The organism is Pseudovibrio sp. W64, from assembly GCF_001623145.1.
GTDB lineage: Bacteria > Pseudomonadota > Alphaproteobacteria > Rhizobiales > Stappiaceae > Pseudovibrio.
Genome location: NZ_LMCI01000006.1, coordinates 24,539 through 44,091 on the forward strand (window position 1 = coordinate 24,539; position 19,553 = coordinate 44,091).

Annotated in this window: 18 protein-coding genes; 11 read left to right on the plus strand and 7 right to left on the minus strand. The window is 54.6% G+C overall.

Translation table 11 applies throughout. The features are described from left to right. Window positions 1-26: 26 nt before the first annotated feature. The 3 genes from PsW64_RS03520 (at window position 27) to PsW64_RS03530 (ending at window position 1,875) form a co-directional block, all read left to right on the plus strand. On the plus strand, window positions 27-575 hold the full coding sequence (locus tag PsW64_RS03520) for a hypothetical protein (RefSeq protein ID WP_063302707.1): 549 nt from the start codon (window positions 27-29) through the stop codon (window positions 573-575). Next, window positions 572-1,243: a M23 family metallopeptidase gene (locus PsW64_RS03525; protein ID WP_063302708.1), complete on the plus strand. Its 672-nt coding sequence runs from the start codon at window positions 572-574 to the stop codon at window positions 1,241-1,243. Before PsW64_RS03520 ends, PsW64_RS03525 begins: the two co-directional genes overlap by 4 nt. An 80-nt stretch (window positions 1,244-1,323) precedes the next feature. Further along, window positions 1,324-1,875, plus strand: a complete 552-nt coding sequence (locus tag PsW64_RS03530; protein WP_057461505.1) for a gamma-glutamylcyclotransferase — start codon at window positions 1,324-1,326, stop codon at window positions 1,873-1,875. A 38-nt stretch (window positions 1,876-1,913) separates the two neighbouring features. On the opposite strand, the gene PsW64_RS03535 is transcribed toward PsW64_RS03530, so the two are convergent. From PsW64_RS03535 to tsaA, 5 genes are read right to left on the minus strand one after another with little or no spacing between them, the layout of a single operon-like run. Continuing rightward, on the minus strand, window positions 1,914-3,413 hold the full coding sequence (locus tag PsW64_RS03535) for an ABC transporter ATP-binding protein (RefSeq protein WP_057461506.1): 1,500 nt from the start codon (window positions 3,411-3,413) through the stop codon (window positions 1,914-1,916). Next, window positions 3,400-4,284 (minus strand): ABC transporter permease, encoded by an 885-nt coding sequence (locus tag PsW64_RS03540; RefSeq protein WP_244277235.1) that lies wholly within the window; start codon window positions 4,282-4,284, stop codon window positions 3,400-3,402. Before PsW64_RS03540 ends, PsW64_RS03535 begins: the two co-directional genes overlap by 14 nt. Beyond that, window positions 4,250-5,308, minus strand: a complete 1,059-nt coding sequence (locus tag PsW64_RS03545; protein WP_244277237.1) for an ABC transporter permease — start codon at window positions 5,306-5,308, stop codon at window positions 4,250-4,252. The genes PsW64_RS03540 and PsW64_RS03545 overlap by 35 nt, the downstream gene beginning before the upstream one ends. After that, window positions 5,301-6,863 carry an ABC transporter substrate-binding protein gene (locus PsW64_RS03550; RefSeq protein ID WP_063302709.1) on the minus strand — a complete coding sequence of 521 codons (1,563 nt, stop codon included), beginning with the start codon at window positions 6,861-6,863 and terminating at the stop codon, window positions 5,301-5,303. The genes PsW64_RS03545 and PsW64_RS03550 overlap by 8 nt, the downstream gene beginning before the upstream one ends. Before the next feature lie 55 nt (window positions 6,864-6,918). Then, window positions 6,919-7,377, minus strand: coding sequence for a tRNA (N6-threonylcarbamoyladenosine(37)-N6)-methyltransferase TrmO (tsaA, locus tag PsW64_RS03555; RefSeq protein ID WP_063302710.1), 459 nt, complete (start codon window positions 7,375-7,377; stop codon window positions 6,919-6,921). Between the two features lie 263 nt (window positions 7,378-7,640). Between tsaA and PsW64_RS03560 the strand changes: the two genes are divergently transcribed. The 3 genes from PsW64_RS03560 (at window position 7,641) to PsW64_RS03570 (ending at window position 11,144) form a co-directional block, all read left to right on the plus strand. Beyond that, entirely contained in the window at window positions 7,641-9,092 is a 1,452-nt protein-coding gene (locus tag PsW64_RS03560) for an SLC13 family permease (protein WP_063288019.1), read from the plus strand. 113 nt (window positions 9,093-9,205) lie between these two features. Beyond that, entirely contained in the window at window positions 9,206-10,471 is a 1,266-nt protein-coding gene (locus PsW64_RS03565; RefSeq protein WP_063302711.1) for a vanadium-dependent haloperoxidase, read from the plus strand. Window positions 10,472-10,613: 142 nt separating this feature from the next. Next, the gene (locus PsW64_RS03570; RefSeq protein ID WP_063288017.1) at window positions 10,614-11,144 is read left to right on the plus strand and encodes a DUF2938 domain-containing protein; all 531 of its coding nucleotides are present in this window, start codon (window positions 10,614-10,616) and stop codon (window positions 11,142-11,144) included. A 75-nt stretch (window positions 11,145-11,219) separates the two neighbouring features. Here PsW64_RS03570 and PsW64_RS03575 read toward each other — a convergent pair whose 3' ends face one another. After that, complete coding sequence (locus PsW64_RS03575) at window positions 11,220-11,819, minus strand: flavoprotein (protein ID WP_063302712.1); 600 nt, start codon at window positions 11,817-11,819, stop codon at window positions 11,220-11,222. A 326-nt stretch (window positions 11,820-12,145) separates the two neighbouring features. Between PsW64_RS03575 and PsW64_RS03580 the strand changes: the two genes are divergently transcribed. Continuing rightward, window positions 12,146-13,159: an NAD-dependent epimerase/dehydratase family protein gene (locus PsW64_RS03580; protein ID WP_208980547.1), complete on the plus strand. Its 1,014-nt coding sequence runs from the start codon at window positions 12,146-12,148 to the stop codon at window positions 13,157-13,159. Between the two features lie 7 nt (window positions 13,160-13,166). On the opposite strand, the gene PsW64_RS03585 is transcribed toward PsW64_RS03580, so the two are convergent. After that, a complete protein-coding gene (locus PsW64_RS03585; protein ID WP_063302713.1) occupies window positions 13,167-14,195 on the minus strand; it encodes a LacI family DNA-binding transcriptional regulator in 1,029 nt (342 codons plus the stop codon). Between the two features lie 152 nt (window positions 14,196-14,347). Here PsW64_RS03585 and PsW64_RS03590 point away from each other — a divergent pair, with 152 nt between their 5' ends. The 4 genes from PsW64_RS03590 to PsW64_RS03605 are packed head-to-tail and all read left to right on the plus strand — an operon-like array spanning window position 14,348 to window position 19,518. After that, the gene (locus tag PsW64_RS03590) at window positions 14,348-15,373 is read left to right on the plus strand and encodes an ABC transporter substrate-binding protein (RefSeq protein WP_063296146.1); all 1,026 of its coding nucleotides are present in this window, start codon (window positions 14,348-14,350) and stop codon (window positions 15,371-15,373) included. A gap of 58 nt (window positions 15,374-15,431) precedes the next feature. Then, window positions 15,432-17,642, plus strand: a complete 2,211-nt coding sequence (locus tag PsW64_RS03595; RefSeq protein WP_193757744.1) for an ABC transporter permease — start codon at window positions 15,432-15,434, stop codon at window positions 17,640-17,642. After that, window positions 17,639-18,700 carry an ABC transporter ATP-binding protein gene (locus PsW64_RS03600; RefSeq protein WP_063302714.1) on the plus strand — a complete coding sequence of 354 codons (1,062 nt, stop codon included), beginning with the start codon at window positions 17,639-17,641 and terminating at the stop codon, window positions 18,698-18,700. The genes PsW64_RS03595 and PsW64_RS03600 overlap by 4 nt, the downstream gene beginning before the upstream one ends. Next, the gene (locus PsW64_RS03605) at window positions 18,697-19,518 is read left to right on the plus strand and encodes an inositol monophosphatase family protein (RefSeq protein ID WP_063302715.1); all 822 of its coding nucleotides are present in this window, start codon (window positions 18,697-18,699) and stop codon (window positions 19,516-19,518) included. The genes PsW64_RS03600 and PsW64_RS03605 overlap by 4 nt, the downstream gene beginning before the upstream one ends. Window positions 19,519-19,553: the final 35 nt, after the last annotated feature.

The following is a 19,553-nucleotide window of genomic DNA, read 5'->3' on the forward strand; positions in this document are numbered from 1 at the left end:
CTCTTTTGCATTTACAGGAGACTTTTATGGAATTCGCCAAAGTCGCATTAGCGGCCACTCTTCTGGCAGCAACAACCGCCGCTCCCACTCTGGCAAAGAATGGTGTTGAGCGTGTGCCAACCAAGATCGATTGGCAAGCAGCCAAAATCGCTGCAAAGCGGTCACTCGCGCGGGACCCAGCCACCGTGGAAAAGTTCGTCACCGCTACAACTGGCAAGCTCAGTTACATTGAGCTGCCTGTCCTGATTTTCGGCAGTGATGCGAAGATGGAGATACCACAGTTCGGAAGCCAGAACTCATCCTATGCTGCGTTTTACACTCTGGAAGGCGCACAGATCAGCATTTTGGGGTCTCACAGTGTGCTGACCGGAACGGAAGATCTCACCGAGCATCATAAAGCGACGGCGCATGAATCCATCGGCAACGGGGCAGACTACAATCTGAACCGCTACGGGGCGCATTACACAATCCGCCTGACCTGCGACAACCCGATCAAAGACACGCGCTGCCGTAAGCCTGATTTTCTTCAAAGCGTCGTTCAGACCCTCCTTGTTGTGAATGGAGCAAACCAATGATGCGATTTATCTATCTCTGTCTAGCCCTGACCTTCGGCTTCTCCGCACAGGCAGAAGACGCCTCCCGCTTTATGCAGCCGGGTGACCTGATTGCAGACACCGGCAAGGGTGTTGCAAGCCATGCCATCTTTTTCCCAAACATGCGGTTTCCGGTGGAATCCGGCCCAGCCTATGCCAACTCTCACGCTTATGCACCGGGTGGCTTCAAGGCTGATGGCGGGTCCGAGTGTGATCCGGTGAACTATTCCTACCCATGGCGCGATAACTTTTGCGAGTTCCGCAGGGCCGATCTGCCAGTTTGCGCGTCAGGCGGCCATCAGGGGCAAGACATTCGCCCGGCATCATGTGAAGCCAGCAAGCACTGGGCCGTTGCAGCAGAAGACGGCATTGTTGCCCATGTAGGTCGTTTTGGTGTGACCATCCAGAGCGCCACCGGCACGTTGTATCGTTATGTGCATTTAGACATGGCCACTCTGCAGGTGAAGCCAATGGACAAGATTGTCCGCGGCAACCGCATTGGCAAGATCTCCAACAACTGGCTTGGGCCGCTACCAATCCATCTGCATTTTGATGCAAAAGACACGGTGTTGCTGAACGGGGAACCGAAATCAGTGTTCCTGCCGCCTTACACCAGTCTCGTGGCATCCTATCAATTGATTATGGATTGATCAGCTGAGATTTGGTCACGAAGGGCGCCTTTCACGGTGCCCTTTGTGCTTTTCAATGGTCTCCTGAAAAGGGAAAAGAAATGAAAGATATTCTCTGGGTCTTCGGCTACGGCTCACTCATCTGGCACCCCGGCTTTGAACCTGTTGAGCAAGTGCCCGCCCGTCTTGATGGCTGGAAACGCCGGTTCTGCCTGTGCTCCCTGCGCTACCGCGGCACATTTGAAAAACACGGCCTGGTTCTGGCGTTGGATGCAGCACCCGATGCTTATTGCAGCGGTGTGGCTTTGGGCATTCCCCGTGATGGGCAAGAGAAGGTGCTGGAAGACTTACGCAAACGAGAGCTGTTCAATCCCGCGTATAGAGAAATCATCACCACACTTAAACTGCAGGATGGCCGCGAGGTTGAGGCGCTCACCTATGTGGTCAACCGCGAGCATGAGCAATACGGCCAGTTTAACGCCGAAGAACAAGCTCAGATCATCGCGACAGCTGCTGGCGAACGCGGCCCGAACTGTGACTACCTCTGGAACACAGCAGACCACCTGACAGAGTTGGGCATCGCAGACCCGGACCTGGACTGGCTCTCAGACCGCGTGCGCTCGATACGGTCTGCTGCAGCAGCCCCAGCCTAAGCAAACCAGCACGTTGCCAAAACGTGCTGGTCTTCTTTTCAGCTTGCAGCGTTCGTTTCCGGCGCTTGGGTGCAGATGAGTTCGCCCTGCTCCAAATGACAGACCTTGTCTGCCAGCGAGCGGGCGGCGGCGTGATCGTGGGTGAAAAGCACCAGAGCCATCTTCTTGTTGCGCATCACACTGCGCAGGATTTCCAGCACCTGACTGCGCGCCTGCATGTCCAGCGCTGAGGTGGGTTCATCAGCCACCAGACACTGAGGTCGGGTCGCCAACGCCCGCGCAATCACCAATCGCTGCGCTTCACCGCCAGAGAGCTTTCTGGTTTTGCGGCGCAGGAAGTCTGAATCCGTCGGCAACCCAACCCGCTCCAGCAACCGCGTGAGTTCAGACTGATCTCCACCAGACAGCATCAGCGCTTCTTTCAGGACCTCATAGACCGTAAAATGACAGGCCATGGCGCGGTGCGGGTGCTGTGGTATCAACGCCACCACGGACTTGGCGCGCCCTTCCTCGTTCTGCCAATAAACAAAGCCGTCCTGCACAGTTTCATAACCGCTCAACAACCGCGCAAGCGTGGTTTTTCCGCTCCCACTTCCCCCCAAAATCGCAAGACACCGGCCTGCCGGCACGAATGCTGAAACGTTGGAGAGCAAGGCTCTTCCATCAAAGCTGTGATGCAGTTTATCAAGGGTCAATCCATGACCACTACGTGCCTCCAACTCCGGATACCCCCCTTCTCCACTTGCCAGGATCGGGGCTGAGTTATGCGCGTTTCGCCTCAGTTTCAGCAATTGCTGGGTGTAGATGCTGCGTGGTCTGTCGAGCACCTCTTCAGCTGTCCCGATCTCAGTCAATCTGCCTTTGCGCAGCACAGCCACATGGCTTGCCAGACGGCGTGCCAGTTCAATATCGTGCGTGATCAGCATCTGGCAGCGGTCCTCACTCCCAGCCTGAAACGAGCGAATGGCGATTTCCCGATTGAAACTGTCCAACGCGGCGGTCGGCTCGTCCATGATCAAAAACTCAGGCGAGTTCGCCAGAGCAAGCACCGTCAGAACACGCTGAATTTCGCCGCCGCTCAGAGCTGAGGGATAACGATGTAAAAGACGCTCTGGAATATTCCCTCTGGCACATTCCTCAAGTGCATCCCGCTCATAAAGCCCATGTGCCTGCAGCATCTCCTGCACATGTTGCAGGACGGTCAAATGAGGGTTTAATGCATCCGACAGCGCTTGCACGATCAGACCTGCAGAACATCCCCGCATGCCTTGCAATTGTGCGCGTGACGAGCGCAGGACATTCATGTCTCCCAGCCAGGCCTCTCCATTCCAGCTGAAATAACTGGAGGCTAAGGGCTGTTCATCTTCTGCCAACCGGCGCCCTTGAATGAGACCCATGAGAGAGCGGGCGAGGCTCGTCTTGCCACCGCCGGGTTCTCCGATGACCGCCAGAGTTTGCCCTTTGTGGATCTCAAAAGAGACATCTTCAAGCAAGGGCTGTCGACCGTAGTAAAGATTAAGCTGCTCAACGCGGATCATGATGTTCCCTTCCGTTGAGGCTGCCGTTTGACATGTAGCCTTCACCAATAATCAAAATGCCAACGAGAAACAGTGAAAGCGCACCCGCTGGCGGAAGCAAGAGCCAGAGCCATGCATCCGTATAAAGATAGTCCATTGAATCCTGTATCATACTGCCCCAGGTCAGCAGCCTTGGATCAGTCAGTCCTAAAAACCCGAAACCGGCAGTTTTGAGGGCTGCCTGCCGTACATTTTGCAAAAACAAACCAACGATTGCGGGCCAGATCGCGGGTAGGATGTGGTGGCGCAGACAGTATCTACGACTGGCCCCCATCCGCCGCGCAAAATGCACGTTCTCGCGGGTCAGCTCCCGCAGCAAAATCGGCAGGGCAACGCGCACATCCTCATGCCAGCCAGTCAGCGACAAAAGCACGACAAGCCCAAGGAAACCGGGTTGTATCCAGGCCGCCAACAACAGCAGCAACAGGATGGACGGGATCACCTGCAGCACGTCCACCAGTCGCAAGACCGCACTGCGTATGCGCGGCCCGCCAAACGCAGCCAGACTGGACGCAGCCAAAGCCAGCACCAGCGCCGCAGTAGCTGTGATGAGAGCAAGAAACACCGTGATTGGAGCAGCTCTTACAAGGCCGACAAAAACATCCTGCCCAATCCCATTGGTGCCAAGCCAGTGCGCCATGCTCGGGGCCTGCAAAACATCAGGGCTGGTTTTGTAATGAGGCAAACTTTCTGACAGCGCGAAGCCTGCCATAACCAGCACAGCCGAGGCAGCAATCGCTCCCCGTGAAATGAAACCGGCACTTTGTGTGATAGGTGACCAATAACCAAGCATGAGATCACCCTCTACGCGCCAGGCTTGTTGCGACAGCATCAATGACCCAGTTCAGCAGCAGAACCAAACCAGCCATAACGATAACCGCACCCTGCAACAAAACGTAGTCACGATCCAAAATAGCGTTATAAATCAAGTGCCCTGTTCCGGGATAAGAGAAGACAATCTCAACGAACAGGACAGCACCAAACAAGCCAGTCAGCGCGTCACTCATTCGTGCCAGAAAAACCGGAAACAGGCTTCTCCCGTAATAAGCCGTGCGCAAGCGCCAGCCTTTGATGCCACGCCCGCAGGCATTGAGAATGAAAGGCCGCTGAGACAGCGTGATCGCCTCTCCCCGTGCCAAAAAATAAAACCGGGAGATTTCGTGCAAGGACAGTGCCAGCACGGGCAACACTGCGTGACGGGCGATATCAAAATCCCGCTGTATCGGATTGCTGCTGGGAAACAAAGGCTCAGATCCACCGGAGGGCAACACGGGCCACACAATGCCAAAAGCAAGCAGCAACAGCACGGCTGAGGTGAATGGCGGAATGCTGGCGACAACTGTCACGACACCAGTTGCAATCCTGTCAAAGAAAGCCCCAGGCGCCTTGCCAGCTTCAATGCCACCAGCAGCCCCTGCCAGAAGAAAAATCGGCGCAGCGCAGGTGATCAAAAGCAAGGTCCAGGGAATAGATGCTTTGAGCAGTTCCGAGACAGGGGCAGCATGCGGAACCGAGTACCCCAGATCCCCCCTGACAAGGTCCCAAAGGTAAACGCCAAGCTGCTGCGGCCAATCCCCCGCCAGGCCGAACTGAGCGCGGAGTTCAGCACTCTCTGCACCAGTGAGGTTGCGCGAAAGATCAGAGGCAAGAAACACCTCAACAGGATCCCCTGGAAGCATTCGCGGTAAAAAGAACACCAGCAAAACCAGCAGTGCAAACACCAGGAGGCGAACGCCAAGGCCAGACAGCATGTTTAAAATAATCGGAGGTACCACAAGAACGGCCTGCCTGTTTTTGGTTGTCTCGTGCCAGCCACCCGGAGGCGGCTGACAATGGGTGTCCAGCTGATCAATCAACCAGATAGGATTTATGCAGTGCTGAAGGGACGCCTATCGCCACTCCCCCTGGCATAAACTGGAGGGATGAAAGTTTATCGTTGTAAGCCGTCACCATGTGAGGATTTGCGATGGCATAGGCTGGTAGTTCCTCAGAATAGGCCTTCTGAAATTCGCCCAGAATTTTCTGCCTCTCCGTCTTATTGGTTGCAACAGACTGTGCAATCACCAGCGACTGCAGATGCTCACCCTGATAGCCATCGTTAGCCCATTTACGTCCAAAGACCCGGCGCATGATTCCATTCGGATCGCCAAGAGTACCGGAGGCATAGAGGGCCAGATCATAATTGCCCTCAGCCAGAGTGTCCTGAAGCGCGGCTCGCTCTAAAATGCGAACCTCCAGCTCTATGCCAAAGGTTTCCAGTTGTTCTGCAAGGACTTTCGCTGTTTTGCTTTCACGCCTGCTGGCAAGAAGGCGTAAAACAACCCGCTCCCCATCACGATACCACAGCCCATCTTCTTCTCGGTCCCACCCTTTGGAGAGCAGCAGATCAGTGGCCTGCCGAGGATTAAAGGAATACTCAGGATGTTTGTCTTCAGAATGCCAGGGCGACTCCTCCTGAATGAACCCGGTATCTGCAACATCCGCCGTTTTTTGGAAAACAGTTTCGATGATGGCAGGCCGGTCAATCGCATAGGCAATCGCGTGGCGAAGCGCTTTATCGTTGAAGCGTCCGTTATGGTTGAACCCAAGGCGCAGGGAATGGTGGCTAAACGCCTTGGCAACGTTCATACCTATCGCTTCGGCCTGTTCCAAACGGTCCGGAGGCAGATAGGAAATCACGTCGATCTCCCCAGCATGAGCCGCCCGCAACGCCGCATCTGTCGCCATTTTCACAATCGCAATGCGTTTGAATTTCGGCTTGCCCAGATAATAGTCTGCATTGCCTTCCAGCACATAGCGCCCTTGTGCCTTGCTGTACTCAACAAGGCGGTAAGGTCCGCTGCCAATAACAGCATCCGGTTCTGCAAAACGCTGTGGTTCAACCACATCCTGATAGACATGTTTTGGCAGGACTGGCATGGAAAGCAGGAGCCCGTTCAGCAATCCTGCATCTGGCTTTTTGAGAAAGATCTTGAGGTGATCAGGAGAGATAACCTCGGCTTCTCTCACATTCTCGACGGAAACAAAGACGTACGGATGTTCCTTCATGTAGCTGAAAGTAAAAGCAGCATCCGCCGCTGTGACCTGCTGCCCATCATGCCAGGACGCACGCAGATCCAAATACAGATCACAGGTCAAGCCATCCTTGGAAACAGTCCAGCGCCGCGCCAGTGCAGGGACCAGTTCGCCGTCTTTCGACTGGCTCAACAGGCTATCAAAAACGTATGTGGTGTAGAGGTAACCAATGCCGTTTCTGCCATGAACATAAGGCGCCAACATCCCGCGGTCTCCGCGGGCATCGGTTATAACAAGCTGGTTTATGGGACCAGAAATCCCCGCAGCTATTGTCAGCAGCAGAGCCGCGACAGCTGCAATTACAGCGCGCACAAGGGGTTGGTGAAAGATGTGCATGTCTCAGACTTTCTGAGCGGGACGCACGGCAACATGCGCATCCTCAGGTTCCGGATCATGGCTGCCACGCAATTTGCGCAGTTGGCTGGTGGTCTTCTATAGGGACATAGGGTTTGATATCCAGAATTGGCGTGCCATCGATGCAATCCAATCCACTCACTGTCAAAACGTTGCCGTCCCGTTTGATTAATTCAACCGAGCTCAAACCAATCGGGTTCGGCCGGTTGGGTGAACGGCTGGCAAAAACACCACGTGCTGCTTCCTCTCCACGGGCGCGCCTAACAAGCGCGGTTCCGTCAGAGTGGTGCAGCCAGTACATCACCCAAAGATGAGAGGCCATCGTGATGTTCAAAAGCGCATCCGCATAAGGAGAGGCAATTTCCAGTTGGCTCTGGGCAGGGTTGCGACGACTGGATTTCGGGCATTCGCGCGTTTCTGAGAAGCCTGAGCGCACAAAGCCAATCGGGTTCATGATGATGCCTGAAGACACCGTGGTTTCCTGCAGATTATTCATTTCTGAAGCCGTAATAGGTTGCAAAATTAAACACTTAACGTCTCCAAAGCCAAAGCCTACCTTAACAACAGATCGATACTTGGAGACGATATCCGAGTAAATTCGATTTATCAGATAGGCTACCTCAGCTTTCCTGAGGGCGCATTGATAAGCATATTCGAAAATGCTGAGGCTATGCCTCTGATAAATCGATTGGATTATTGGCAAGCGCAAAAATCATAGTTCTGGCACCTCATTTTTCAAAATCAGAATCACAGGTCGCTATGACAGATCACACCCAGCACGACACAGCTCCGGCCTCCGGGCTCAGTCCCACACCCGAAAAAATAAAGTCCTCCTTTAACACCAAACAGACCTGGCAGTTTCTTGGAGTGGCTATTGCTGCCACAATCGCGGGCCTTTTGGCTTCAGCTTATCTGCCTGCTGGCATGGCCGTTGCTGCGGTCCTGTCCGTTGGTTGCCTCGGCTTGTGGGCAACAGGTGTGGTGCCGGAATACTGGACCGCGCTCGCCTTCTTCTTCGTTGCCATCGTGATAGGAATTGCCCCGCCGGACGTGGTGTTCTCCGGCTTCCAGACGTCAACCTTCTGGCTGCTGTTTGCAGGCCTTGTGCTTGGCGCCTCCATCAAGCACACCAAGCTGGACAAACGCGCTGCCGTTTTGTTGATGCGTTTGCCGCTCAACAGCTATGCCGGGTTGGTCTCCAGCATTGTTGCCTTCAGTGTGGCGCTGGCGTTTGTGGTGCCCTCTTCCATTGGCCGCATCATGATTTTGCTACCGGTGATCTCCGCCCTTGCTGCACAGATCGGTTTCAAACCCGGCTCCAACGGGCGCACAGGTATGCTGTGTGCAGCGGCCTTTGCGACCTTCGCTCCAGCATTCACCATTTTGCCTGCCAACGCCCCCAACATGATCCTCGCGGGGATGAGCGAGAGTCTCTATGACCTCAGTATTTCCTATTGGGATTACTTGCGTCTGAACTTCCCGGTTCTGGGCATCCTGAAATCACTCATCCTTATCGGTCTGACGCTGGTCCTGTTCCCGGACAAGCTTCCGCAGGACGCGCATGAGACCACAGAGGATGTACCACCAGTTAGTGCTCCTGAACGACGCCTGATGATCATTCTGGCCCTGTGCCTCATCTTCTGGCTGACGGACAGCCTGCATCCAATTGGCCCGGCATGGGTTGGCCTTGCGGCGGCTCTCGCCTGCTTCTGGCCCAATGCCAAGCTGACCTCCAAAACCTGTATTAATCAGGACCTGAGCTATGGCTCCCTGATGTTCGTTGCGGGCATCATGGGGTTGGGGGCAGTTATCTCAGTTGCCGGACTGGGTGAGGCTTTGGTTCAGGCTGTTGGCGGCAAAGCCGGTTTTGCCGAGGACACACCAATCTGGAACCTGTCCGTCCTCACTGGCCTGTCGACACTGGTTGCCATGGCGACAAACCTGCCGGGTGTGCCAGCTGTGATGACACCGGTTGCCGGGGATCTGGCAGATGCCACTGGCCTGCCCTTGCAGACTGTTTTGATGACACAGGTTATGGCGTTTTCCAATGTGTTTCTGCCGTTTCAGGCGCCGCCACTGGTCGCCGCCATTCAGGTTGGAAACCTGCCACCAAAAGCAGTGATCAAACTGTGTCTGACGCTGTTTGCGATCAGCCTGTTCCTGCTTGTCCCAATCGACATGCTGTGGTGGTACCTGCTCGGATTTCTTTAAGCACCTTCAGGCGGGCCCACACAAATTCTGAGGCCCGCCTTCCATTCTTTCGATTTGTGCAAAGCGAATTTCCATCCCTAGCTATAGCCGTTTTCAAATTGCGAGGTTTTAGTATGACGACCCGATTTACTTGGTTGAAGACAATTGCTTACAGCGGCGCTCTGGCGCTCGTGATTACTGGTGGAGCCGCCAAAGCAGAATTGGCTGCTGACTGGCAAGACACCGCCATGGGCCTTTTCAACGCTGAAAAATGGCCAGGTGCCAAACGCCAGCGCGCCCTGACAATTTTGCATACTGCAATGTTTGATGCCGCGAACGCAGTTGACGGCACCTACGCTCCTTACGCCTACACTGGCTCAACCAACCCGGATGCATCTGCGCAAGCAGCCGTCACTCAGGCCGCCCTACACGTTCTGTCGACCCTTATGCCAGAGCGTAAAGCGGAGTTGGAAATTGCAGCAAAGGAGCGCCTTGCAAGCCTGAAGAGCCCCCAGTCCGGCATTGCTCTGGGCCAGGCTGTTGCGGAACAAATTCTGGCAGCGCGCGCATCAGACAACGCTAACTTCTCGGTAGATTACACGCCGGGTCCAGCAGAAGCGGGTGTGTATCAGCCAACGTCTAAACGCCAGATGGTTGCGCCGAAAATTCGTGAGATGAAACCATTTGTTCTGTCCTCTGCAACGCATTTCCGTGTGCCGCCACCTCCAGCGCTGGAGAGCATGCAGTATCAGCGTGGTCTGAGTGAAGTCGTAAAGTTGGGCGGCAAAGAAACGCAGACTAATGAGGACAACGTCTTCATCGCCAAGCTTCATGCTGGCTCCGGCTCCGGTGCATGGAACCAGATCGCCCGCAAAAGCAGCGCGTCCTGTGATCTGTCCATGCTGGAAGAAGCCCGCACACTGGCGCTTCTCAACCTTGCCCTGACAGACGCATTGGTTGCTGGTTTCAACGCAAAATATGAGTACGCGTTGTGGCGTCCGCAAACAGCAATGGAAGCTCTGGGCAAGACCTATAAGCACCCAACCCTTAAAACCGATATGGAGTGGAGCTCTCTGGTGCCAGCACCAATGCATCCTGAATATCCATGTCAGCATTGCACCAGCGGCAGCGCGGCTCAGGAGATCATGGAATCCGTCTTTGGTGACGGCAAAATGGCCTTCACCTTCAACGGCAAGGGTGGTCTTTCCAAAGACTATGTCAGCTTCCAGCAGTTTGCCGAGGAAGAGTCAGAATCCCGCGTCCTCGGCGGCGTTCATTACCGCCGTTCCAACGCTGTTGGCGACATGTTGGGCTACCAGATCGGCTCTTACGTAGCAGAGACCTCTTTGCAGCCTCTGAAGCAAATCAGCGACATCAAGAAATGTGCAGGCAGCCGCTAGGTCAGCTCCTCCTGACTTAGCTTGCACTTGCAGGCCGCACTCCAATCCCCTCGCGGCCTGCTTTTTTTATCACCTCAGAAAAGGGAGCACTTGCAAGCGCCACTTCCGGCAAAGCACCCGCAGATCTAAAGGAACAGGTACTATGGAAAATCGAACTGGTTTAGCACTCCGCATTCTCTTTGTTGGCATTGGCGCAACGCTCTTCATGGATATCTGGGCCATCGCAGCAGATAGCCTCTTTGGCATTCCGCAGAGCAATTTCTCAGTGGTTGGCCGCTGGCTGGGTCATATGCTGGACGGACAATTCACGCACGAAAGCATCCGCCGCGCTGCACCTATCGCAGGAGAAGCGGCCATTGGCTGGACGGTGCATTATCTGGTCGGGATCATCTTCGTTGCAGCCTTCGTCATGATTTTTGGAAATCGTCAGCTGCAAAAACCATCCCTGATCCTTGCGATCTTGTTTGGTGTTGTGATGATCGTGTTCCCATTCTTCGTTATGCAGCCATCTCTTGGCGCTGGTGTCATGGCCTCCAACAGGCCGAACCCGGACTTCGCTCGCCTGAAAAGCCTCATGACGCACTTCTCATTTGGCCTGGGCATGTATGTCGCGCTTTGGGTTCAGACCAAGGTCTTCAAACCAATTGAAGCACCGGTTTCCTCCGCATCCTGATTGTTTCAGGATCACGAGAAAGCCCGCCGTTCTTTTGAGCGGCGGGCTTTTTGTTGGTCGGGAAACCTGCTTAAATTAGCTCAGCTCAAGCTCTCTGCGAACCTGATATTGAGGCAGATGCTTCTTGATCTGCTCCACCACAACCTCAGGGTCTGGCAAGGACTGGTGACCGTGGATCTTGCCCATATGCGGGTCAAAATTCTCACGCCACACCGGATCACACACCTCGTAACCATCCTCGCGGATCTGCGCCACATTGCGTCTGACAGAGGCTTTCTTCCACATGGGTCCGCCCATGACTGGGAAGAAGATCACCGGAAACTCAGCTGCCAGAATGACGGTGGTCAGTCGGTTGAGTGAAGATCCATTGGCAACACCAGACAGCGTATTCGCCGTTGCTGGCATCACAGCGAGAATATCGTGCTCGGCTGCGATGCGTCCCGGTTTGTCGGTAGACCAGTCTTTCGGATCATCTCCGCAGATCACCCGGTCCACGAACAGCGCGATGCTGTCCATGTTCACAAAGTTGATGGCATTGGGTGTGAACATGGCGGTGAGAGTGCAATCAATCGAATTCTTGATCTCGCGCAGATAGTTGGGCAGCAGAGTCGCATCCAGAGATGCACTCGCCCCAATCAGAATGCGGGCTTTGTCGGGAGTGTCGTTGGTGACCATGGAAAAATCCTCTCTGTAAAATCCATTTCAAGATGATGGAGGTGCCGCGCGATTGGCGCCTTTGGATGAGCGACGGAACCCTAGGGGAGGTTGTTGACTGCACCTTGGCCCGCTCATCGCGCGGTGTCTTTTTCTGGTCGCCAGATGACCTCAAATCATGCCCCACATTCCAATTGTTTCTTTGAAATGCTCTCCTCAGGTTTGCTGAGGACAACCTCTCAGATTTTCTGAGGACCTGCCTCAGAACTTCCGATGTGCAATGAGAATGTACTGCTGGCATGGTTCCATTCAGATGAGCCATCAGGCTGCTGGAACTGGAGGGATTGATGAGGGGTACTGAAATCAAAACCATTTGCGTTGCAGGAGCCAGCGGGCTGGCAGGGGCTTACATGGTCAAAGAAGCCCTCGCCCGCGGTTACCGTGTCAACGGCACCATGCGCGACATTTCCCAGCTTGATAAAGTCAGTGGCCTGATGCGTTTGCCCGGCGCGGCGGAAAGGCTGCACCTGTTTTCAGCAGATACATCCAACTCTGAAAGGTTCGATGCGCCAATGACACAAGCGAAGGCTGTGTTCATCGCCTGCATTCCAACAACCAAACACGGTGTAGACGGGACGCCCGCTGCGGAGTTGGGTCGTGAGCGCGGCTTGAAAGAGATCATCCAACCTGCAGAACAAGCCTCTCTGAACATCCTGAAAGCTGCACATCGGCAAGGTGTTAAAACAGCAATTCTCTGTTCCAGCACAGCCTCCGCAGAACCAGCCACACCCTCCTTTGAAAAGCAGGAGGACAAGGACATTTCTGATGCCGAGATGCAGATTCAGCAGAGGAAATATGCGCAGGCACAAAAGACTGTAATGGAAGCAGCGGCAGAAGAGTTCACCGAGCAACATGGCATGAAGCTTTGCACTTTCTTGCCAAGTATGATGGTCGGCGCCCCTCTCCTGCCTTCGCATTTGAAAGGTCACGTTCTCAGCTTTCTTGCAAAACTACGGCACGGCAAAACAGGCTGGCACAGCACAGTTCCAGCAGGCTCCATGTCCCTCACCTCCCCGCAGGATCTTGCAAGGATGTCATTGGCCGCTTTAGAGCAGTCAGAGGCCTCCGGACGCTACTTTGCTGTGAGCGGCAGTTGGACTTGGCGCCGGATTTACCAGGAGATTGCCGAGTACGTGCCGCTAGAAGCGCTCCCGACCCCACTTGGCAAAGACCCGGAACCGCCAACGCGCTTTGACTTCAGCAAGCGCGACAGCCTTGGTGTTCCCATACGAGGCATCCAGGAGATGTTTGCAGAATTCTATGAGGCCTATGAGCAGGTCAGGCTCGTTCCTCAAGCCTGATATTCTGCTACTTCATCGGCACACGCGCTTTTTGCACGCTGTTACGCCACACAAACTTGGCGGGCAACTTCACCGTTTCACTGGACGGCTGCTCCGTGGTGCACCATTCAAGACACTTGTCGATGATCTGATCCGTCGGCTGCGCAAAGGTGGTCAGGTCATATCCTTCCCATTCTGCCTGCTGAATATTGTCAAACCCAATCACTGAAAGATCATCTGGTGTACGCAAGCCAAATCGCTGACGCGCAGCATCAATGACACCGCACGCAATCAGGTCTGTGGTACAGAAGATGCCATCCGGACGGTCTTCACGATCAAGCAGTGCCGTTCCCAGCTCCAGACCTGCCTGATAGGATGTGAAACCATCCACCTCACACAGAACATCAACCCCGGCGTCTTCAGCGGCGGCAAGGAAACCCTTCTGTCGTTCCACAATGCTCCAGGTCGCATTTGCAGAGTTTGCAACGGCGATTCGCTTACATCCTGCACGCAAAAGAGCCTTCAGCGCGGTCTTGCCAGCAGCCCGGTTATCCGGCCCAATCTGAAGAGAACCCGGGAAATCTTCCTCACGATTGATCAAGACCAGCTTCATGCCATTGCTAAAACATGTGTCGGCTAAGGAAGGATCGGGCGCACCGGACAAAATAATCGCGGCTTCTGTGCGAAAACTGATGGCCTGCAGCAGTGCATCCTTCACACGCTCCTCATATCCACTGGTGTTGATAAGCATTGTTACCTTACCAGCAGCCTGTAGCCTTTCGGAGAGTTCAGCGATCATCGCAGCGCGGTGCGGCGTATCAATCTCAGCAGCAACAAGCGCCACGATACCACTTTCAGAGCGGTTGAGACTGCTCGCAAGGCGGTTGACGCGGTACCCTAGTATTTCTGCGGATTTCAATACTTTAGCGCGCGTCGCGTCAGAAACACTGGCCCCCGGAGTAAAGGTTCTGGAGACAGAAACACGGGACACGCCAGCGTGGCGCGCGACGTCCTCAGCCCTGACCTGCTGCTTTCTTGAAGACACTTTTTCCGACATCAAATTTCGCTGATTATTGTACACGTTTGCATCTGCATATCAGGAAATATCCAGAAAATAAATTAGTCTTTCTTGGAATAAAGTTGACATTGCAAAAATTTAGCCGACTATATTATGTACACGTGTACACAACGTGTTTGGGAGGAGTAAACATGAAATCCATTAAGACAGCTTTGTTGGGTGCAACCCTCATTGTGGGTGCTGGTGCAAGCGCGGCGTCTGCAGATGAACTCAATGTCATCTGCTCCGCTGACAACGCTCTGTGCGAAAAGCTCGCAGCAAAGTTTGAAGAAAAGTCGGGTGCTGACGTCAGCATGATCCGTCTTTCTTCAGGCGAAGCTTATGCAAAGATCCGTGCAGAAGCTCGCAACCCGCAGACGGACGTATGGTGGGGTGGAACCGGAGATCCGCATCTGCAGGCAGCAAACGATCAGCTCTCTGTCGCTTACAAATCGCCAATGCTGGAAGAACTTCTGCCATGGGCTGTTGCTCAGGCTGAAACTTCTGGCTACCGCACAGTAGGTGTGTACTCTGGCGCACTAGGCTGGGGCTACAACAAAGAGATCCTCGCGGAAAAGGGCATCGAAGGTCCTAAATGCTGGTCTGACCTGCTAAATCCTGCGTTGAAGGGCGAAATCTCTATTGCAGATCCAAACTCTTCAGGCACCGCATACACCGCACTTGCTACTCTCGTTCAGTTGATGGGTGAAGAAGAAGCCTTCGAATACCTGTTGGCTATGGGCAAGAACGTATCGCAGTACACCAAGTCCGGTTCCGCTCCTGTTAAGGCAGCGGCCCGCGGTGAAGCAGGTCTCGGTATCGTGTTCATGCACGATGCAGTGAAACAGGCTGAAGCAGGCTTCCCAATTGAGGTTGTCGCTCCATGTGAAGGCACCGGTTACGAAATCGGTTCAATGTCTCTCATTGACGGTGCGCCAAACCCAGACACTGCAAAAGTGTTCTACGATTGGGTGCTAACCCCAGAAGCACAGAACCTGATGGCGGAAACTGGTTCCTACCAGATTCCATCCAACAAGGGTTCTACCCAGCCAGAAGCTGCTCCCAAGCTCGAGAACGTACGTCTCATCGACTACGATTTCGCGGAATACGGAAGCAGTGACCGCCGCAGAAACCTGCTGGCACGCTGGGACATGGAAGTTGGCGCTGCTGCAAACTGATTGAGATCGGGGCGAGTTAACGCTCGCCCCGTTTCCCCAAAAAATCTGGTTTTTCCAAATGACAAATGAAAATCGTCGGCTGGACCTCGCACTTATATGCGGCGTCCTTGGGTTGTTTATATTGCCTTGGTTCCACATTCGCAGCGGCTTTTTTGGCGGCGAATGGGTCTTGGATCTTCTCAGCAAAGAGCGTTATTGGCCGGGCTTTTTCCAGCTCTTCCTTGGAAAGCTGCAACTGCTCCCCGTGTTTGCTCTTGTTGGTGCTGCCGGATACCTGCGCCTGAAGTCTGCGCCGGGCCACCGTGGCAAACTGATTGCCATCATCGGTGCTCTTGGCTTGTTCTGGATGGTGCTGGAAGGCCTCTCCATTGGCCTGCGTGGCTGGAACTGGAGCCTGCTGGAAGCAACATTTGGCCGTATCGATGGTCAGCCCGCGTTTGGCGCCGGTGCCGTGTTGCTCGCACTCACATTCACCACCTTCATTTCATTTGGCCTGGCTGAAAAGGGCGCTCTCAAAGGCGACGCAATTGTCCTCACCGCCGTCTCGCTTTTGATCCTGCTTGTAGCGACCTTTGTATTTTACCCAATTCTGTCCATGTTCGCTGGCGCGTTTCAGGATTTCCGCGGCAACTTCACCACTGAAGGTGTCATGCGGAACATCACCGATCCGCAAATCTGGAAGCTGAACTGTCTGGTTGGCGGAAGTTGCGGCATTGCATGGCGCACCATGTTCCTCGCGATTGCAACAGCGGCAGGCTCCACCCTCCTGGGCCTTGCGTTTGCGCTGATCGTAACCCGCACGCAGATGCCATTCCGCAAAAGCCTGCGCACCTTGAGCATCCTGCCAATCATCACGCCTCCCTTCGTGATTGGTCTTTCTCTGACCCTGATGCTGGGCCGTACAGGCTTTGTCACCGAGGCAATTGAAGCTGCAACAGGTCTTGAGCTGGGCCGCTGGATCTATGGTCTTCCGGGGATCTGGATTGCACAGATGCTCAGCTTCACACCAATCTCCTTCCTCGTGCTGGTTGGCGTTGTTGAAGGCATCAGCCCATCACTGGAAGAAGCAAGTCAGACCATGCGCTCTGGCCGCTGGAGAACCTTCCGTAAAGTGTCATTGCCTTTGATGGCGCCGGGTCTGGCAAACGCCTTTCTGATCGGCTTCATCGAGTCCATGGCTGACTTCGGCAACCCGATGGTTCTGGGTGGCAACGGCGGCGTGCTCTCAACAGAGATCTTCTTCGCGGTTGTTGGTGCTCAAAGTGATCCATCCCGTGCAGCCGTTCTTGCAATGATCCTTCTCGGCTTCACACTCTCTGCCTTCTTTGCGCAGCGTATGTGGCTTGGCAAGCGGAACTTCGCAACCGTTACCGGTAAGGGTGATGGTGGCCGTTACTCAAAACTGCCACGGCGTATTGCAATCCCGGTCGGCACTATTGTTGCCCTCTGGAGCTTGTTCACCGTTGCTGTTTACGGCTTAATCCTGTTCGGTGGCTTCGTGAAAGTCTGGGGTCTGGACCACAGTGTCACGCTGGCGCACTACATCACCGCGTTCTCCATCTCATTTGAGAACGGCTTTGCCTTTACCGGCGTTGCGTGGAACAGCTTCTGGACCACAATGTGGATCGCTCTAGCCGCAGCCCCATTGACGGCAGCGGTTGGCATCCTGTCCGCATGGCTCATCGTTCGTCAGGACTTCCCGGGCAAATCCGCCTTTGAATTCGGCCTGATGATGAGCTTCGCAATTCCGGGCACAGTGATCGGTATCAGCTACATTCTGGCGTTCAACCTGCCACCATTGCAGATGACGGGGACCGCTCTGATCCTGATTTTCTGCTTCGTGTTCCGCAACATGCCAGTGGGTGTGCGCGGCGGCGTGGCAGCGATGTCTCAGCTGGATAAGAACCTGGATGAAGCCTCCCTGACACTGGGTGCAAACAGCGCGCGTACACTGAAAAAAGTGATCCTGCCGCTGCTGCGTCCGGCCATTCAGGCGGCACTGGTCTACAGCTTCGTGCGTGCGATCACGTCCATCTCTGCGGTCATCTTCCTTGTGAGCGCGAAATACAACATGGCGACGGCCTATGTGGTCGGTCTGGTTGAGAACGGCGAATACGGCGTGGCGATTGCCTACAGCTCCGTTCTCATCTTCGTGATGGTCACCATCATTCTCATCTTCCAGCTGCTGGTTGGTGAAAGAAAACTCCGTCGTCCGGAAAACACTCAAAAATCTCCTGCTCAGGGTAAACTGAAGGAAGTCGCAGCATGACACATTCCAAATTTGGTCAGGTCCGCTTCGAAAATGTCGGCAAAAACTACGGCGACTTTACCGCAATCCCGAACCTCAATCTTACGATTGAGCCGGGTCAGCTGGTTACCCTGCTGGGGCCATCCGGGTGTGGCAAGACAACAACCCTGCGTATGATCGCAGGGTTGGAGACCCCAACATCTGGCCGCATCATGATTGGTGGAGATGATGTCACCCGTCTTCCACCGAACGAGCGTGACGTGTCCATGGTGTTCCAGTCTTATGCCCTGTTCCCGCACATGAGCGTGCTTGAGAACGTGAAATACGGCTTGGAATCCAGTGGCTTCAAAGATGCGGAAGATCTGGCTCTGAAAGGTCTCGACCTTGTCGGCCTGCGCGAAAAAGCACCGCGTCTTCCCTCCGAGCTGTCCGGTGGTCAGCAGCAGCGTGTGGCTGTTGCTCGTGCGTTGGTTCTGGAGCCGCAGGTTCTGCTGCTTGACGAGCCGCTCTCCAACCTCGACGCCCGCTTGCGCCGTTTGGTGCGTACTGAAATCCGTGAAATCCAGCAACGACTTGATTTCACTGCAGTTTACGTCACCCACGATCAGGAGGAAGCGCTCGCAGTTTCCGACCGCATTGTTGTGATGCGTGATGGCCTCATTGAGCAGGATGGCACGCCCTATGAGCTTTATGAGAGCCCGGCTTCCGAGTTCATCGCGGACTTCATCGGCGAAGCAAACATCCTCGACTGTGACATCAGCGACGTAAATGCAGAGACCGCAAACGTTCAAATTGGCGGCAAAGGCTTTGACTTGCGCAGCCGTAACCACAGCATTGGCAAGGGCAAACTGGCCGCTCGTGCGAACTCCATCAAGCTCAGCAGAGAGGTCAATGGCGGTCCAACCGGCAAGATCAAATCCGCGGCTTATCTGGGTGATCATTTCCAGTACGAAGTTATGAGCGACCTTGGTCTGCTGTTTGTCATCGACAACCACACAGACGAATTGCTGGAAAACGGCACCTCTGTTGGCATCGACTTTGATGCACGCGGTCTTGCACTGATTGGCGGTAAAAAATGACCACTGAAACAGTTCTGGACCAAGCTGCCGAGTTAGAGCAACGCTTCAACGCGTCCCAAAAAATGGCGGATGAAGCAGCGGCTCTCGCCCTTGAGCACTTCGCCAATCGCGATGATCTGAACATCGACACAAAACGGCATCCGCAGGATGTCGTTTCTGAAGCTGACAAAGCTGTAGAGCAGAAAATCCGCAGTTTGATCGCCAAGCACTTCCCAAAGGATGCGTTGCTTGGAGAGGAATTTGGCTTTGTGGAAGGGACGACCGGCTACACCTGGGTCATCGACCCGATTGACGGAACTGCCCCTTTTCTCAATGGCTTACCGGGGTGGTGCGTGTGCATCGCCGTGACCGACAAAGACGGTGCTGCCATCGGCATCATTGATGTTCCGGTCCTCAAGGAGCGCTTTGCGGCCCTGCGCGGCAAAGGCACCACTCTCAACGGTTCCCCAGTTCGGGTGACTGATCGATTTAACCTGCAGACCGGCATGCTGGGCGTTGGCGCGAATGATCGCGTTGCTCCTGCGCAGGTCGGTAAAATGTTCGAAGACCTGATGTCCGCAGGCGTGAGCTACACTCGTTATGGCTCCGGTGCATTGATGTTGGCATGGGTCGCTGCGGGGCGCTTGGTTGGCTACGTTGAGCCGCGCATGTCTGCCTGGGACTGCATGGCTGCATACTGCCTTATCACTGAAGCTGGCGGGAAAATTCTCCCATTTCCGATGGCTGAGAACCCAAGTGCCCCGTATCCTGTTTTGGGCGCTGCTCCACAGGTGTTCGATGAGGTTCTTGACCTCACAAATCTAACCCAGTTTGCCTAGTCTCCCGAGTAGACAACGGGTTAGATCACACTTGC

Excerpts from the sequence above, each read along its gene's own strand:
- PsW64_RS03520 (WP_063302707.1), top strand. The coding sequence starts at position 27 with ATGGAATTCGCCAAAGTCGCATTAGCGGCCACTCTTCTGGCAGCAACA.
- PsW64_RS03525 (WP_063302708.1), top strand. The coding sequence starts at position 572 with ATGATGCGATTTATCTATCTCTGTCTAGCCCTGACCTTCGGCTTCTCC.
- PsW64_RS03530 (WP_057461505.1), top strand. The coding sequence starts at position 1,324 with ATGAAAGATATTCTCTGGGTCTTCGGCTACGGCTCACTCATCTGGCAC.
- PsW64_RS03535 (WP_057461506.1), bottom strand. The coding sequence starts at position 3,413 with ATGATCCGCGTTGAGCAGCTTAATCTTTACTACGGTCGACAGCCCTTG.
- PsW64_RS03540 (WP_244277235.1), bottom strand. The coding sequence starts at position 4,284 with ATGCTGTCGCAACAAGCCTGGCGCGTAGAGGGTGATCTCATGCTTGGT.
- PsW64_RS03550 (WP_063302709.1), bottom strand. The coding sequence starts at position 6,863 with ATGCACATCTTTCACCAACCCCTTGTGCGCGCTGTAATTGCAGCTGTC.
- tsaA (WP_063302710.1), bottom strand. The coding sequence starts at position 7,377 with ATGAATAATCTGCAGGAAACCACGGTGTCTTCAGGCATCATCATGAAC.
- PsW64_RS03560 (WP_063288019.1), top strand. The coding sequence starts at position 7,641 with ATGACAGATCACACCCAGCACGACACAGCTCCGGCCTCCGGGCTCAGT.
- PsW64_RS03565 (WP_063302711.1), top strand. The coding sequence starts at position 9,206 with ATGACGACCCGATTTACTTGGTTGAAGACAATTGCTTACAGCGGCGCT.
- PsW64_RS03570 (WP_063288017.1), top strand. The coding sequence starts at position 10,614 with ATGGAAAATCGAACTGGTTTAGCACTCCGCATTCTCTTTGTTGGCATT.
- PsW64_RS03575 (WP_063302712.1), bottom strand. The coding sequence starts at position 11,819 with ATGGTCACCAACGACACTCCCGACAAAGCCCGCATTCTGATTGGGGCG.
- PsW64_RS03580 (WP_208980547.1), top strand. The coding sequence starts at position 12,146 with ATGAGGGGTACTGAAATCAAAACCATTTGCGTTGCAGGAGCCAGCGGG.
- PsW64_RS03585 (WP_063302713.1), bottom strand. The coding sequence starts at position 14,195 with ATGTCGGAAAAAGTGTCTTCAAGAAAGCAGCAGGTCAGGGCTGAGGAC.
- PsW64_RS03590 (WP_063296146.1), top strand. The coding sequence starts at position 14,348 with ATGAAATCCATTAAGACAGCTTTGTTGGGTGCAACCCTCATTGTGGGT.
- PsW64_RS03595 (WP_193757744.1), top strand. The coding sequence starts at position 15,432 with ATGACAAATGAAAATCGTCGGCTGGACCTCGCACTTATATGCGGCGTC.
- PsW64_RS03600 (WP_063302714.1), top strand. The coding sequence starts at position 17,639 with ATGACACATTCCAAATTTGGTCAGGTCCGCTTCGAAAATGTCGGCAAA.
- PsW64_RS03605 (WP_063302715.1), top strand. The coding sequence starts at position 18,697 with ATGACCACTGAAACAGTTCTGGACCAAGCTGCCGAGTTAGAGCAACGC.